The sequence below is a fragment of the Dehalobacter sp. genome (assembly GCA_023667845.1).
In the GTDB taxonomy this organism is placed as follows: Bacteria; Bacillota; Desulfitobacteriia; order Desulfitobacteriales; family Syntrophobotulaceae; genus Dehalobacter.
This window is the reverse complement of sequence record JAMPIU010000199.1, coordinates 11,800-25,776: the sequence shown is the minus strand read 5'-3', so window position 1 is coordinate 25,776 and position 13,977 is coordinate 11,800. Positions and strand designations below refer to the sequence as shown.

Below are 13,977 nucleotides of genomic sequence, written 5' to 3'. Positions count from 1 at the left end.
TTAAACCGGTGTTTACAGGGTATACTCCATGAATGTAGCCCAGTTTCCGGTTTTACCAGCATTGAATGGGTAGTTCAATGATGTGCATTTACCAGTTACAGGGTCCCATGTCGCCTCTGCACCCCAGGCGGTTTCATCCTGGCCTTTTGGCAGAGTTAACCAGATAATGCATGGCTGTCCCTCCGGGTCGTATGGATCAAGGACGACCGCGAGCTTTTGACCTGCCACAGGGACGAAACCCTCACCAGCTTGTGCAAGTTCAACAATTCTGTTGGCTCTGTCTATCGAGTATCCCGGTACGCTTCTTAAGTCAGCAGGGAGCTGATCATCGAGTAACATCCAGATTGCCACCTGGACATCACCATAGGTATACTTCCCGAGAGAACTACCTGAGCTATCTGTGGCATCCGTGTTGACGAATGAAGGCTGGTTGATGATCCAGTTTACCAGATCCATATTCTCATAGTATTCGACGAGAGGGTCTACATTCGCAACGTCATAGCTCGAGTAAACGTTAGCCCAATATCTTGCCGGGTAGGTATTTATTAATGAGTCTGCATCAATACACCAGGCACCATAGTATAAAGGAGGATTATATGTTCCATCTAATACACTTCCACTCCCAACCCATTCATGAATCCCTGCCAGTAAATATACAGGATAATACGGGTCTGAAGAACGCCATACGCTTAACTCGGCCCGGCTTGGTAATACGTTACCTGCTATGTACTCTTCGGCCCCTGGAATCACTGCATCTGCATGCGCAGCGATGTAAATTGTATCGCCATTGTTAGCGCCGGCCGGGATTGGAATAACATATTCATACTCCTTCACATATCCATGCGGGTACTTATAAGGGAACTGGCCTGGGGCAGAACTTGTACCGGCCAGGCTTTCCATCGATACTTTGACCTGAGTAGTCGCCAGATAGAACCTATAATCAGTAATCTGGAATTTTACATGTATATTAGTGCCATCGCTCGTTATGTATACATCTCCAACGTCCATGGCACCATTCAAGCTTCCGCCGCCTGCGACTAAATCGAACCGCTGTTCAGGCGATCCAGCAATTGAAGCCTGCACGGACTGTACAGAAATGACTGGCACATTCTTTTTTACCGGTTTTGCCGCCATTGACGGTACAGTTAATAATGGTACAAGCAATATTGCAATCACTAAGCTTATTATCAATATTTTAATTATACCTTTCATTTAAAGTCCCCCCAAATTGAGGTTTTACCCTGCTTACAATTATGTAATTACTATACTATATATTGTTAACTAAAGGCTATGGCAGGAAGCATTTAATTATTTGAATAATATAATTTATTTGACTTTTTACGAATTGAATTGATTAAATTGTATGTTGTTAACTTAAGAGATCGACAAAATAACTATTCGATAAACTGAAAATATAGAGTCCTGTTCGTTATTATATGGATTAGATTATAATACAAAAGTGATTATAAAATATAATTTTTAAACCCATAATTAATAACAGAAACATACATTAAAAAATAGAAATCGGCTACCACTCTTATACAAGTGGTCGTATGGGTGGCTCAGTTCCGCCCATAGAAGTGCATATTGCAGTCACGCCGATGGCTGAATCCATCTCGATTATTACTGGATCTTCATACTCCAAATAAGTTACCCCCTTTATTTTATTACTAATTTGAAAGTAGGCATTACTCCTTAATATATCTTACTGGAATCGCCTGCTTTTTGGAAAGAGTCCGGCCTTTAACGCTTCATCACAGTACCAGTAAGGCGCCCACAGGTTTTTATTACGATAATAGTTTTGAGCGACGCATCCGCCGCCACATAGTCTCTTGACTATGCATTCTCCACATATGCCTTCTAAACTATCCGGTATCCCTTCACGGACCTGACCCAGGATCTGCGAGTGTTTCCAGACGTCTTCAAGACGGCCCTCTCTCGCATTTCCGAGTACGAGTTCTGGCACTTTCTCCCCCATACCACATAATGAGTATGATCCATCGGCCAGGACGCCTATTGTTCCCTTGATGCCACACACGTGGCATCCATCCCCGTTCCGGCACAACATCTTGCCGAGGGGCTTGAACGCGACTGGATGGCTATAGATAAGTTTTATTTTTGTCGATTTAGCTAATGTAAGTTCTACCCATTCTCCCAGGTTAATGTATTCTTCGATAGTCAAAGCCTGGTTCCTTTCATGCATTACTTTCCCTCTTTCCAGGGGCTGTACAATGTTAAATTTAACCGATGAAGCCCCTAACGATTCTGCAAGCCTGACGACATCCTCGATCTCGTTTTTATTATGTCTCATGATGCTCATGGTAATGTGCGGCTTTATCCCGGCGTCTGTCAGGTTCTTAATGCCCTGTATCGCATTATTAAAACAGCCTTCCACCCCCCTAACCCATTCATGCGTTTCTTTAATTGCGCCATCAAGGCTTACTGACACCGATGGATTTCTGCATGATGCCATTAGCCGGGCAATCTCGGGGGTACAAAGGACCGCATTGGTTTCTACACCTAGTTTAACATTTTTCAAACGAATAAATTCTAAAATTTTATCAATATTGGGGTGAAGAAGCGGTTCGCCGCCCGTGAGCTTAACCGATACAAGGCCTATTGGTATAGCTTGCTTAATAATCGAGTGAAAGAGATCCAAGGGGAGATATGGGTATATATGGCTACCCGTCTGGTACTTAGGTTTTATCCAGCAATGACAGCATCTTAAATTACAGCCTTCCGTCAGGTAAAAATAAACAGTTTTTAGAGGATAATTATCTCCTACAATGTTTACTATATTTTCTTTGGTATGCATAATTTATCTTGCGGCTTTGAGTATTTTTTTAAATTTGTCTGTTCAAATTTAAAAATAATTGTATTTTATACCACGCCTGCTCTAAGAAGCCTTAGTTCCAGCAAGTCCTTTGGTAATTAATGTATCTACAAATTTTAATACCCGATCTCTGACATCAGACGGAACATCCGTAAAAGACGCATTAACCTCTGCAACAAGGTCATCAATAGTATGTTGGCCGTCCAATCTCTTCCAGATGAATGCCCCTATCGGGTTTATCCCAAATGCATACCCAGACCCGGGATCATAAAGCAGAGCCCAATCGTCGAACTCTTCTCTTAGTAAGATCGATGGATTAGAAAATAGCTTTTCATTCACGATCGCTATATAAATACCCCCTTATTATTTATTTTGGAATATTATACGTTTATTTAGATCATCATAACCAATTAAACTACTATTGCCTAATAAATAACGTCAATAGCATTTATTATATATACATACCGCTTGGGTCTAACATACAATTATAAATTTTCATTGTTTAAATTCATCCATATATATATCCAAAATTCAACAACTATAGTATGATGCGGTGAATTTACATATGCTTCAGGATTTTCACTTTCCAGGTGATTGAAAATAATAAATTTTTTCGGAGCCTTTAGTGGCAGTTCCCAATTCGGCCAGATATCACAGTAAGCCAGATATTTTCTTTTTCAAATTGAACTTTAAGGACCGTTCCATTTTCGGCCACGTAAACACTATTTCTTATGTAACACCAGCCATCATGCCACAACCTAATCTCGTATGTCCCGATTTTTTCGTATCGATGGGTTGGGCTTTCTTCAAAGACATTCGGAGTATTATCGCCAAAGTTCCACACATAGTCCGCCGGGCCAGGAGTTATTACCGGTGTTGGCGCTACAGGGCTTGGCGCAGTTGTCGGAGCTGGCGCCGTGGTAGGTGAAGGTGTGGGAACGGGTGTGGGTGGCGTTGTGGTGCATTGTGGCGGAGTTTGTGTCGAGGTTAAAGTCGCAGAAGGGCTGATAGTTGGTGTAATAGTGGGAGTAGGTAAAATTGTCGGAGCTAACGTAACGATTGGTGCTGGATCAGGATGTTCAACTTGCGCGGACGGTGTTACCGTAGGCGAGGGAGTCGCAGACATCTCCATGGTACCTATATAACCGCATACCAGTACAATTACCGCTATTATGGCAACCGAAAATATAATCGTTTTACTTTTCATTTTGCTCCCCATTTTTTAGTTAGTAAGGGTTTATCCTATAAATACATTCGATAGCTTTCTCGATTATGACCAAGGGCTTGAACGAGATCCGGCGGAGAAGGTTCCCGGGGTTCGCGTAAGCTATTGTGCCGAGTACAGGAGAACCGAAGGGCTTCAGGGAGATCAATGTTGAAGTTATCTGCGATGGACAGACTTTCGGCCGGTCGACTGGGTGATCGGGGATGATGATGGCATGGTGATCGTGACGAAGTGGGCATACAAGGTGCCGCGACACACGCTGAAAGTTAAGAATAATAAAATCAGATGCGCGTGAAGATCAACCGTGAAAAGACGCTGGCACAAGTCGTTGATCTGTATAATTGTGAGAGAAAGTAGATTATCGCTAGTCATTTTTAGAATTACCATAAAGCAGATTATTTATCCGCCCATATGACAATAAATATAAGTTTAAAGTTTTGACATTATGTAGCGTTACAGGTGGGTTCTATGCCTCAGACACTAATCGACGGAGTACATGTAAAACAGCAGCGTCTCAACGCCGACGAGCGCGGCTTTCTCATGGAGATCATGCGGCCGGACTGGGACGTTTTCCAGAAGTTCGGCCAGGTGTACGCGACATCCGCCTATCCGGGCGTGGTGAAAGCGTGGCACTATCACAAGAAGCAGTGGGACCACTTCACCTGTATCAAGGGAATGATGAAGGTCGCCCTGTACGACAGCCGTGACGGCTCGCCGACAAAAGGCATCGTCAACGAGTTCATCATCGGGGAGCGGAACCCGGTCATGGTGAAGATACCGCCGTTCGTGTACCACGGATTCAAATGCATCGGCACCGAAGAGGCCATCATCGTTAACGTCCCCACCGAGACCTATAACTACGCCGAGCCTGACGAGTACCGCCTGCCTGCGGACACAAAGGAAATCCCCTACGACTGGGGCCTGGCGCCGGGCCTGAAGCACGGGTGATGCCTTGAAAAACCTGCTCGTCACCGGCGGCTGCGGCTTCATCGGCAGCAACTTTATACGGATGATGCTGGAGAAGTACCCGGACCTCCGCATTATCAACCTCGACAAGCTCACCTATGCCGGCAACCCGGACAACCTGAAGGATATCGAGGACGACCCGAACTACGGATTTATCAAGGGAGACATCTGTGATCCGGCCGTCGTGTGCGCGGCCATGAAGAAGGCCGATGCAGTCGTGCATTTCGCTGCAGAGAGCCACGTCGACCGTTCAATCGAGGACGGCTCGGTCTTCGTGCGGACCAACGTGCTGGGCACGAACACGCTGCTGCAGGCCGCCCATGAGCTTGGCGTGAAAAGGTTTCTCCACGTCTCGACCGACGAGGTCTATGGCAGCATCAGTAAAGGCTCGTTCGTCGAGACGGACATCCTGACCCCGTCCAGCCCGTACTCGGCCAGCAAGGCGGGCTCTGACCTGCTGGCGCTGTCCTATCATACCACCCATAAGCTCCCGGTCGTGGTCACCCGGTGCACCAACAATTACGGGCCCTACCAGTTCCCGGAGAAGCTCATCCCGCTCTTCGTCACCAACCTGCTCAAAGGAAAGCGCGTCCCGGTCTACGGCGACGGCCGGAACGTCCGCGACTGGATCTACGTCCTGGACCACTGCAAGGCGATCGATTTCGTCCTGCAGCACGGCGCCGACGGCGAGGTCTACAATATCGGCGGCGGCGCGGAGAAGACGAACATGGAGATCACCCGCGCTATCCTTAAGCTGCTCGGCAAGGACGAGCACATGATCGAGTACGTGCGCGACCGGCCCGGACATGACCTGCGCTATTCGCTGGACTGCTCGAAGCTGAAAGCCATGGGCTGGCAGCCGGAGCATCATTTCGAAGAGGCCCTGGAGCTTACCGTGAAGTGGTACACGGATAACGCCTGGTGGTGGGAGAAATTAAAACGTTGATCCTGGGTGCCGGGGGCATGTTGGGGACTGACATGCGAAAGGCATTCCCTGATGCCATGGCGCTAACCCATCACGACGTGGATATCACCGACCGGGAACAGGTCCTTCAAGTGATCAAAGACCTGATGCCTGGCGCAGTCATCAATGCCGCCGCCTACACCAACGTGGACGGCTGCGAGGACGAGCAGGAGCTGGCCTTTGACGTGAACGGCCGGGCACCGGGTTATATCGCCGAGGCGTGTGCGGCCACGGGGGCCAGGCTGGTCCATTACAGCACCGATTACGTGTTCGACGGCGCGAAGAAGGAATACCGCGAGTCGGACGCCACTAATCCGATCAACACCTACGGGAAGTCCAAGCTCATGGGCGAACAGCACATCGCCCGGGCCATGCAGGACTACCGGATTATAAGGACGTCCTGGCTCTTCGGCCGGCACGGGAAAAACTTTGTCGATACGATGCTATCACTCTCGAAGCAAATGGATAAGGTGAAAGTGGTGAACAACCAGGCGGGAAAGCCCACCTATACGGTCGATCTCGCGGCGAAGACCGGAGAGGTCCTCGGGATGCCGCCGGGCATCTACCACCTCACCAACGAGGGCGTATGCACGTGGTACGAGTTCGCCAGCGCGATCATCCCTAACACGACTCCCTGCACCAGCGAGGAGTTCCCGAGGAAGGCGAAGCGCCCGAAGTATTCGGTGCTGGTGAACACGAAAACATCGCCGATGCGTCACTGGCGCGAGGCGCTTGCCGATTATTTGAGTAAGAAGGTGGACTGAATGAAGGGTGTCATACTCGCGGGAGGCACGGGGTCGCGCCTATTTCCGCTTACCAAGGTTACCAATAAGCACTTATTGCCCGTCTATGACGAGCCAATGATCTATTACCCGCTGAAAACGCTCATCAATGCGGGCATCCGGGATATAATGATCGTCTCCGGAAAGGGCCACGTCGGTCACTTCCTGGAATTGCTGGGCTCCGGCTCCGAGTTCGGGGTAAGGTTTTCCTACGAAATCCAGAAGGAGGCGGGAGGCATCGCCCAGGCCCTGAGCCTGGCGAAGGACTTCGTAGACGGCGACAGTGTTACTGTCATACTCGGCGATAACATCTACGAGGATAACGTAAAGGCACACGTCAGGACGTTCCGATCAGGCGCCCGCATCTTCCTCAAGCCGGTGCCCGACGCACACCGGTTCGGCGTGGCCGAGGTCGACGAGAAAGAGAACCGGGTCCTCGGCATCGAGGAGAAGCCCAAACAGCCCAGATCGAACTACGCCGTGACGGGACTGTACATCTATGATAAAACCGTTTTCGACGTGATCAGCACCCTCAAGCCATCGGGCCGGGGCGAGCTGGAGATCACCGACGTCAACAACTACTACGTCAGGCAGGGCACGCTGTCGTTCTCGGTCCTCGACGGGTACTGGAGCGACGCGGGCACCTTTGAGTCGTTGTTCAGGGCCAGCGAGCTGGTCCGGCTGAAGAAAACGAAGGAGCGGGAATAGTCGCAGGAGAAAGTATTAAACTACTGACATAAGCATTACGTCCGTATGATCTTCTTCGGGCATATCGGCGTAACGCTCCTTTTCGCCTTCATTATCTTTAGCATACTCAGGGAGAAGATCGACTATCGTTTCCTCATAGTAGGCGCAATACTGCCGGACCTGATCGATAAGCCGATCGGCCACTATATCTTCGTGGACACGTTCCATAACGGCCGGATTTTCGGGCACACAGTGCTGTTTGTACTCCTGCTCTCTATGGTCGCCATCTATGTTGAGAGGAAATATCACTTCCTTGGCATCAGCGTCCTCGCGCTGGGCGCGCTGATGCATCAGGTCGAAGATCAGATCTGGATGTCCCCGGGTACGTCGCTCTGGCCGACAATGGGCTGGCAGTTCCCGGCCCTTAGCCTGCACGACTACGCAGGATACATCTTTTATGTACTGCTGAACGAGCCTGACGCCTACGTCCCCGAGATTGCCGGTCTGATCATCATTGCCGGGTTCATTTACCGGTTCAGGCTGTACCGGCTCGACATGATCAAAGCGTTCCTGCATACAGGCCGGACCGCGAAGACAGAAAAGGCAACCGCCACCTGATCGACCCTTTATATATTTATCAGAAAGTTTATCGCCGGTCGCGTCGTGATCTTCTGAGGTAAGGGCAACGATTGGTAAGCCTTTACGGGATATGGTATTATGGGGGGCAAACAGGGTACTACGGCAGACAATCCGCTGACGATCCCGATAGGGCTCGTGCGCTGTGACGACGACCATATTCGCAAGTCGGGCTTTTCTACTGAGCATCTGCGAGACACGATAGCCGATGCCGGGCTGCTCCAGCCGATCCTGGCCTGCCGGGACAGAGATAGCTTCGTCGTGGTCGACGGCGCCCGCCGCCTCATGGCGCTGCGGGAACTCGGCGTGCAGGAGCTCATCGTCGGCCGGGACATCGTCATCGACGTCGATGAGACCGCGGCGGACAAGCGGTTCAAGCAGATCATCGCGAACGTCCAGCGCGAGGACCTGAACGCCATCGAGCTCGGGCAGGCGTTCGTGACGCTGAAGGAAGAGTTCGGATACCGGTACAACGAGGTCGCGGACATCATCGGCAAGACGCCGCATTATGTGGCAGCGAAAGTCGGACTGGTCCGGAGGCTCGATCCGGAAGTGCAGCGCCTGTACCTCGCGGACCTGTCTGCCGAAAAATGTATTCAGAGTACATTTTCCTCAGGGGCCGAGGAGGACACGAATAGAGAGGAACCGGCGAGCTGCTACGTCATGAACGTGAACATCCTCGAGGACATTGCCCGGGTACCGGGGGAAAGCCAGCTGGCCGCATATCGCGAAATCAGGGAGCACCGGATGGATAAAGAAACGGCAATGGCTTACTTGCGCAACCTGAAGCCCGGTACGGATGAGGCCGCGTCGCTTTCGCAGGACATCGGCGTGACGGAGACAGTTCCGGCAGACAAAGGCCTGGAAAAAACCGTCCGGAAATATATCCTCAAGATAGACCGGGATATCCAGCGACTGGCGGAATCGATGCAGGGACAGGCCCCGATGGAGCCGGAGATCGACGCGAAAATCGATGAGCTTATCGAGCGGCTCAACGCGTTGCGCGCGAGGACGAACGGCGGGGATGCGGCCGGGGCGGAAACGGGCCCGAACCAGGCGTATTGATGGATGACTTTTAGTGATTGGACAGCGATTCCAGATTACGGACCATTCACATAACCCAAAATAATTATTAGAAAAGCATCAGCTAAAACGCAGTTTTCATTTTTGTAATTCATAGTTTAGGCCATAAAGCTTAAGCCTTTAGTATTTATATCATCTTTAAGTAGTGGGGCGGAAACTTTCGATAAAAATGCTACGGATTTAATCCGCAGGCCTTATCGAAAAATTGTGCGTTTACAGTTACACGCAGTGGAAACAAGGTCCAGGATTGTGAGGTTGGAAAAATGGTGTCTGAGATTGCCCCGACGGTGAGCGGGAAGCTACTGATCAACATCAGCAGAGTTTCAGTTCTAAAAATTTTAAAATCATCTAGGAATATGGATGCCGAAAATACTGGACTTTTTATCTTTCAATTTATAAAACGGAGAATGTAAACAATGGTATCCAGCGTGATAAAAAGCGATGAGATAATAAAATATAAACATGAACATACAAAATTTGTTAACTGTAATATACATGAAACCTGTAATATTTACGGTATCTGTGAAATCGGCCAGAATTGTACTATATTAGAAAACGTCAAGCTGGGATATCCAAGCAATAAAATTTTTAAAAAAATTGCATTAAAAAAGGCGATAACTGACAGCTATCGATTTAATGGAACTAAAATAGGCGATAATGCTATTATTCGTCCAAATTCAACCATCTATTGTGATGTAATTATCGGTAACGATCTTCGGACCGGCCATAATATTATGGTAAGAGAGGAAACAACCGTCGGGAACAACGCTCTTATCGGCACCAATGTCGTAATAGATGGCTATTCTGAGATCGGAAATAATGTGAGTATTCAGAGCAACGTATATATCCCCACTAATACGACGATCGAAGATAATGTATTTCTTGGACCTTGCTCAGTATTATCTAACGATAAATACCCCATTAGGGTAAAATACAATCTTAAAGGACCTGTTTTAAGAAAAGGCGCTTCGTTGGGCGCAAATTCAACTCTTCTGCCGGGTATTGAGATCGGTGAGGGCGCAATGGTGGCAGCAGGTGCAGTTGTTACTAAAGATGTCCCGCCATGGAAACTCGCTATTGGTTGCCCAGCAAAAATTATCGACTTGCCCGAAATGTTAAAAACGCTCAATAGGATTTGAAAAAAATGATACCAATTGCTAAGCCGTTAATAGGCCAGGAAGAAATTGATGGTGTCATTGAAGTATTAAAATCAGGGACTATTGCGGAAGGTCAGAAGGTAAAAGAATTCGAAGAGGCATTCGCCAGATACATCGGAGTCGAGCACGCAGTAGCAGTAAATTCGGGAACCGCTGCACTCCACGTAGCACTTTTAGCCCGGGGTATAGGTAAAGGAGACGAGGTTATAACAACGCCATTTACTTTTATTGCTACAGCGAACTGCATTATATACGCAAATGCAAAACCGGTTTTTGCTGACATAGATCCGGATACGTATAATATCGATCCCGAGGATATAAAAAGAAAAATTACTAAAAACACAAAAGCGATTATCCCGGTTGACTTATATGGCCACCCTGCCGATATGAAACCGATCGTGGATATTGCTGAAGACTATGGTCTCTCGGTTATTGAGGATGCTTGTCAGGCTCACGGAGCGGAATATGATGGTAAAAAATGTGGCTCCTTCCAGACTGGCTGTTTTAGCTTTTATCCAACAAAAAATATGACCACCAGCGAAGGGGGCATAATAACTTCTAACGATCCCGAATTCGATGAGAGAGCTAGAATGATTAAGTCGCACGGCTCCAAGGTTCGGTATTATCACGATATACTCGGGTATAACCTGAGGATGACAGATATAAGCGCTGCAATAGGATTAGCTCAGTTAAAAAAGGTAACAGCGTTCAATGAAAAGAGAATTGAAAACTCAAAATACCTTACCAGGCGATTAGAGGGTATACGGGGTATTAAAACCCCAGTTATAAAACAGGGGTGCAAGCATGTATTTCACCAGTATACAATCAGGATAACCAAAGAATTTAACAACGGTAGAGATGAAGTCGTTACGAAATTAAATAAGGCGGGCATTGGTACAGGTATTTATTATCCTTTGCCTGTACACATGCAAACTCTTTATGAAAATAATGGCTATGACGAGTCCTATCCGATCTCAGAGCAAGCGGCTGGCGAAGTCGTATCGCTGCCGGTCCATCCTTCAGTGACTACCGAAGATATTGATTTTATCGCAGAGACATTAAGGAGCGTTTAACATGAGAGTTGGGGTTATTGGTGCAGGTGCAATGGGCCAGAACCATATCCGCATTTATGGACAGATGCCAGGAACGGAACTTGTCGGTATATCTGACATCGATAAAAAGCGCGTAGATAAACTTTCTACAGAATATGAAACGGAAGGTTTCACTGACTATAAAGAACTGTTAAAGCATGATCTTGATGCTGTCAGTATTGTCGTTCCGACGACTATGCATAAAAAAGTGGCACTGGATGTCATCAATTCTGGTACAAGCTTACTGGTCGAGAAACCCATTGCAGATACACTGGAAAATGCGGATGACATCATTGTGGCCGCGAAAATGGAAAAATTGACCCTAATGGTCGGACATATTGAGCGGTTTAATCCTGCTGTCATTAAAATGAAGGAGATAATCGACAGCGGTGGGCTCGGTAAAATTGTATCCATCTCGACGCGCAGGGTAGGCCCGTTTAATCCCAGGATCAGGGATGTCGGAGTTATACTGGACATCGGTGTTCACGATATAGATATCATATCTTATTTGTACAACTTGCCGGCTATAGAGGTTTACGCCGTCGCCGGAAGAGAAATCCACGCCTTCGAAGACCATGCGTCTATCTTGATACGCTTCGACGATGACAGGGTAGGCGTGGTAGAGACGAACTGGCTTACCCCTCATAAGACCAGGAACTTTACCGTTATTGGCACCGAAGGCGTTGCTTATGGCGATTACATAGAGCAGAAAGTCGTTATCCACGAAAAGGACTGGATCAAAGAGGCTAAGGTCGACAAGAAGGAGCCGCTCCTGAACGAGCTCGAGAGCTTCTTGAAAGTCTGCAGAACAGGGGGAGCCCCTGTAACTCAAGGCGAGGATGGGAAGCATGCTCTTGAGGTCGCTCTGGCATCCATCGAGTCCTATAAGACCAGGATGCCCCAGAAGGTCGAATCAGTCCTGGGGTCCCACGGGATAAGCAAGGGAGACAGGGTTCTGGCGTAGTAACCCGGAGTGCTATTACCATGAGTTCGGAAATAAATCCTGAATATTTAATGAGTACTAGCACGTTCAGGCATAATACGCCAGTCAATTGTATCGCAATAATCCACCACAGGGTGAACTACCTTACAATTGGCAGCATTATCACGATAACTAAAAAATACGTTGATAAGGTCTATGTAATACTCGATAATTACGATGAGCGAATTTATGGGATAACTAATCCACTCGGAGCGGAAGTAATCAATGCAGGCAAGACCAACTATGCCACGGTACTAAACCGGATCAAGGCAGAGAACGATGCCCCCGTTATAATAACGCTTTATGGAGATGGCACGCATGATCCCGGGAAAATTTCTGAGCTCTTGAAAAACATCGAAGAAGGCTACGACATTGTTATTGGCTCATCCAATATCGACTACAATTCAAGGGCTAATGAGATCATTATGTTCCTTAATAATAAGAAGCCTAAGAACTACCAGAAAGGCTTCATCGCATGTACATACAACTATTTCGATGGGCTGAACTTCGATGCGCTGAAGATAGACCATGGCAAGGATTTTACTGAAGCGGTAATAACACATTCCAAGAATAATGGTAAAAAAATTAAAAACCTGTATTTTGATGAGAAGAACTTCGGTATCTTTAACATGTATAAGATAGGGATAGTCGTGCCTTCTTATAACGAAGAGCTTCTTATTGGAGAAACAATCAGAGGCATTCCCAATTACGTGGATAAAATTTTCATAATCGATGATTGTAGCAAGGACAAGACTCCAAAAATCATAGAAGAGATGACCGATCCCAGGATCGTTAACATCAGGCACGAAGTAAACAAGGGAGTAGGTGCGGCCATAGTTACGGGTTATAAGCGGGCACTGGAAGATGAGATGGATATCGTCGCCATCATGGCGGGCGATAACCAGATGGATCCGGACCAGTTGCCCAGGCTTTTAATCCCGATCATCGAGGGCAAAGCAGACTACACAAAAGGCAACCGGCTCATCAGCAAAGACTTCCGCAAAGGCATGAGCAAATGGAGGTCCTTCGGCAATTTCATCCTGACTATGCTGACCAAGATCGCCAGCGGCTACTGGGGCGTCACAGACCCACAAAACGGTTACACGGCGATCTCCAGGCAGGCCCTCGAAGCCCTGGACCTCGACGCAATTTATACGTACTACGGCTATTGCAACGACATGCTTGTAAAGCTGAACACGTATGGCATGAGAACCATCGACATACCCATGCCATCAAGGTACGGGCGGGAAAAGTCCAAGATCAAGTACAGCAGGTATATCCGAAAAGTCTCTCCGATGCTGTTCAGGGGGTTTCTCTGGAGGCTCAAGACCAAGTACATATTGCTGGATTTTAACCCGCTGGTATTATTCTACGCGGCAAGCATGCTAATGGTGCCTTTCGGGATCATATTCAGCGCTTACATAGTAATTGAGAAAATTCTGCATCAGCCGGTATCTCAGAACTTCCCGCTGCTGGCAGCGTTCATAACACTGATGGGACTACAATTCCTCATGTTTGCGATGCTGTTCGATATGCAGGCGGATAAGAGCAAAACACAACTATAATAATTT

The 13,977-nt window shown here is 47.8% G+C and carries 14 protein-coding genes; 11 read left to right on the top strand and 3 right to left on the bottom strand.

What is annotated here, in order from left to right; genetic code table 11:
* Nucleotides 1–12: 12 nt before the first annotated feature.
* The 3 genes from NC238_16080 to scmD form a co-directional block, all read right to left on the bottom strand.
* A complete protein-coding gene (locus NC238_16080) occupies nucleotides 13–1,212 on the bottom strand; it encodes a hypothetical protein (GenBank protein ID MCM1567426.1) in 1,200 nt (399 codons plus the stop codon).
* Nucleotides 1,213–1,705: 493 nt separating this feature from the next.
* Nucleotides 1,706–2,815 carry a SynChlorMet cassette radical SAM/SPASM protein ScmF gene (scmF, locus tag NC238_16075; protein ID MCM1567425.1) on the bottom strand — a complete coding sequence of 370 codons (1,110 nt, stop codon included), beginning with the start codon at nucleotides 2,813–2,815 and terminating at the stop codon, nucleotides 1,706–1,708.
* Nucleotides 2,816–2,896: 81 nt separating this feature from the next.
* A complete protein-coding gene (scmD, locus tag NC238_16070; GenBank protein ID MCM1567424.1) occupies nucleotides 2,897–3,172 on the bottom strand; it encodes a SynChlorMet cassette protein ScmD in 276 nt (91 codons plus the stop codon).
* 620 nt (nucleotides 3,173–3,792) lie between these two features.
* Between scmD and NC238_16065 the strand changes: the two genes are divergently transcribed.
* The 11 genes from NC238_16065 to NC238_16015 all read left to right on the top strand — a co-directional run bounded on the left by NC238_16065 (nucleotide 3,793) and on the right by NC238_16015 (nucleotide 13,971).
* The gene (locus tag NC238_16065; protein ID MCM1567423.1) at nucleotides 3,793–3,978 is read left to right on the top strand and encodes a hypothetical protein; all 186 of its coding nucleotides are present in this window, start codon (nucleotides 3,793–3,795) and stop codon (nucleotides 3,976–3,978) included.
* A 548-nt stretch (nucleotides 3,979–4,526) separates the two neighbouring features.
* On the top strand, nucleotides 4,527–5,006 hold the full coding sequence (locus NC238_16060) for a dTDP-4-dehydrorhamnose 3,5-epimerase family protein (GenBank protein MCM1567422.1): 480 nt from the start codon (nucleotides 4,527–4,529) through the stop codon (nucleotides 5,004–5,006).
* Nucleotides 5,007–5,067: 61 nt separating this feature from the next.
* Nucleotides 5,068–5,970 (top strand): dTDP-glucose 4,6-dehydratase, encoded by a 903-nt coding sequence (rfbB, locus tag NC238_16055; GenBank protein ID MCM1567421.1) that lies wholly within the window; start codon nucleotides 5,068–5,070, stop codon nucleotides 5,968–5,970.
* Nucleotides 5,967–6,752: a dTDP-4-dehydrorhamnose reductase gene (gene rfbD, locus NC238_16050; protein MCM1567420.1), complete on the top strand. Its 786-nt coding sequence runs from the start codon at nucleotides 5,967–5,969 to the stop codon at nucleotides 6,750–6,752. The genes rfbB and rfbD overlap by 4 nt, the downstream gene beginning before the upstream one ends.
* Nucleotides 6,753–7,478, top strand: coding sequence for a sugar phosphate nucleotidyltransferase (locus NC238_16045; GenBank protein ID MCM1567419.1), 726 nt, complete (start codon nucleotides 6,753–6,755; stop codon nucleotides 7,476–7,478).
* Nucleotides 7,479–7,523: 45 nt separating this feature from the next.
* Entirely contained in the window at nucleotides 7,524–8,075 is a 552-nt protein-coding gene (locus NC238_16040; protein MCM1567418.1) for a metal-dependent hydrolase, read from the top strand.
* A gap of 99 nt (nucleotides 8,076–8,174) precedes the next feature.
* Nucleotides 8,175–9,158, top strand: a complete 984-nt coding sequence (locus NC238_16035; protein ID MCM1567417.1) for a ParB/RepB/Spo0J family partition protein — start codon at nucleotides 8,175–8,177, stop codon at nucleotides 9,156–9,158.
* Between the two features lie 434 nt (nucleotides 9,159–9,592).
* A complete protein-coding gene (locus NC238_16030) occupies nucleotides 9,593–10,315 on the top strand; it encodes a hypothetical protein (protein MCM1567416.1) in 723 nt (240 codons plus the stop codon).
* A gap of 5 nt (nucleotides 10,316–10,320) precedes the next feature.
* A complete protein-coding gene (locus tag NC238_16025; GenBank protein ID MCM1567415.1) occupies nucleotides 10,321–11,406 on the top strand; it encodes a DegT/DnrJ/EryC1/StrS family aminotransferase in 1,086 nt (361 codons plus the stop codon).
* Between the two features lies 1 nt (nucleotide 11,407).
* Entirely contained in the window at nucleotides 11,408–12,388 is a 981-nt protein-coding gene (locus NC238_16020) for a UDP-N-acetylglucosamine 3-dehydrogenase (GenBank protein MCM1567414.1), read from the top strand.
* Between the two features lie 20 nt (nucleotides 12,389–12,408).
* A complete protein-coding gene (locus tag NC238_16015) occupies nucleotides 12,409–13,971 on the top strand; it encodes a glycosyltransferase (GenBank protein MCM1567413.1) in 1,563 nt (520 codons plus the stop codon).
* Nucleotides 13,972–13,977: the final 6 nt, after the last annotated feature.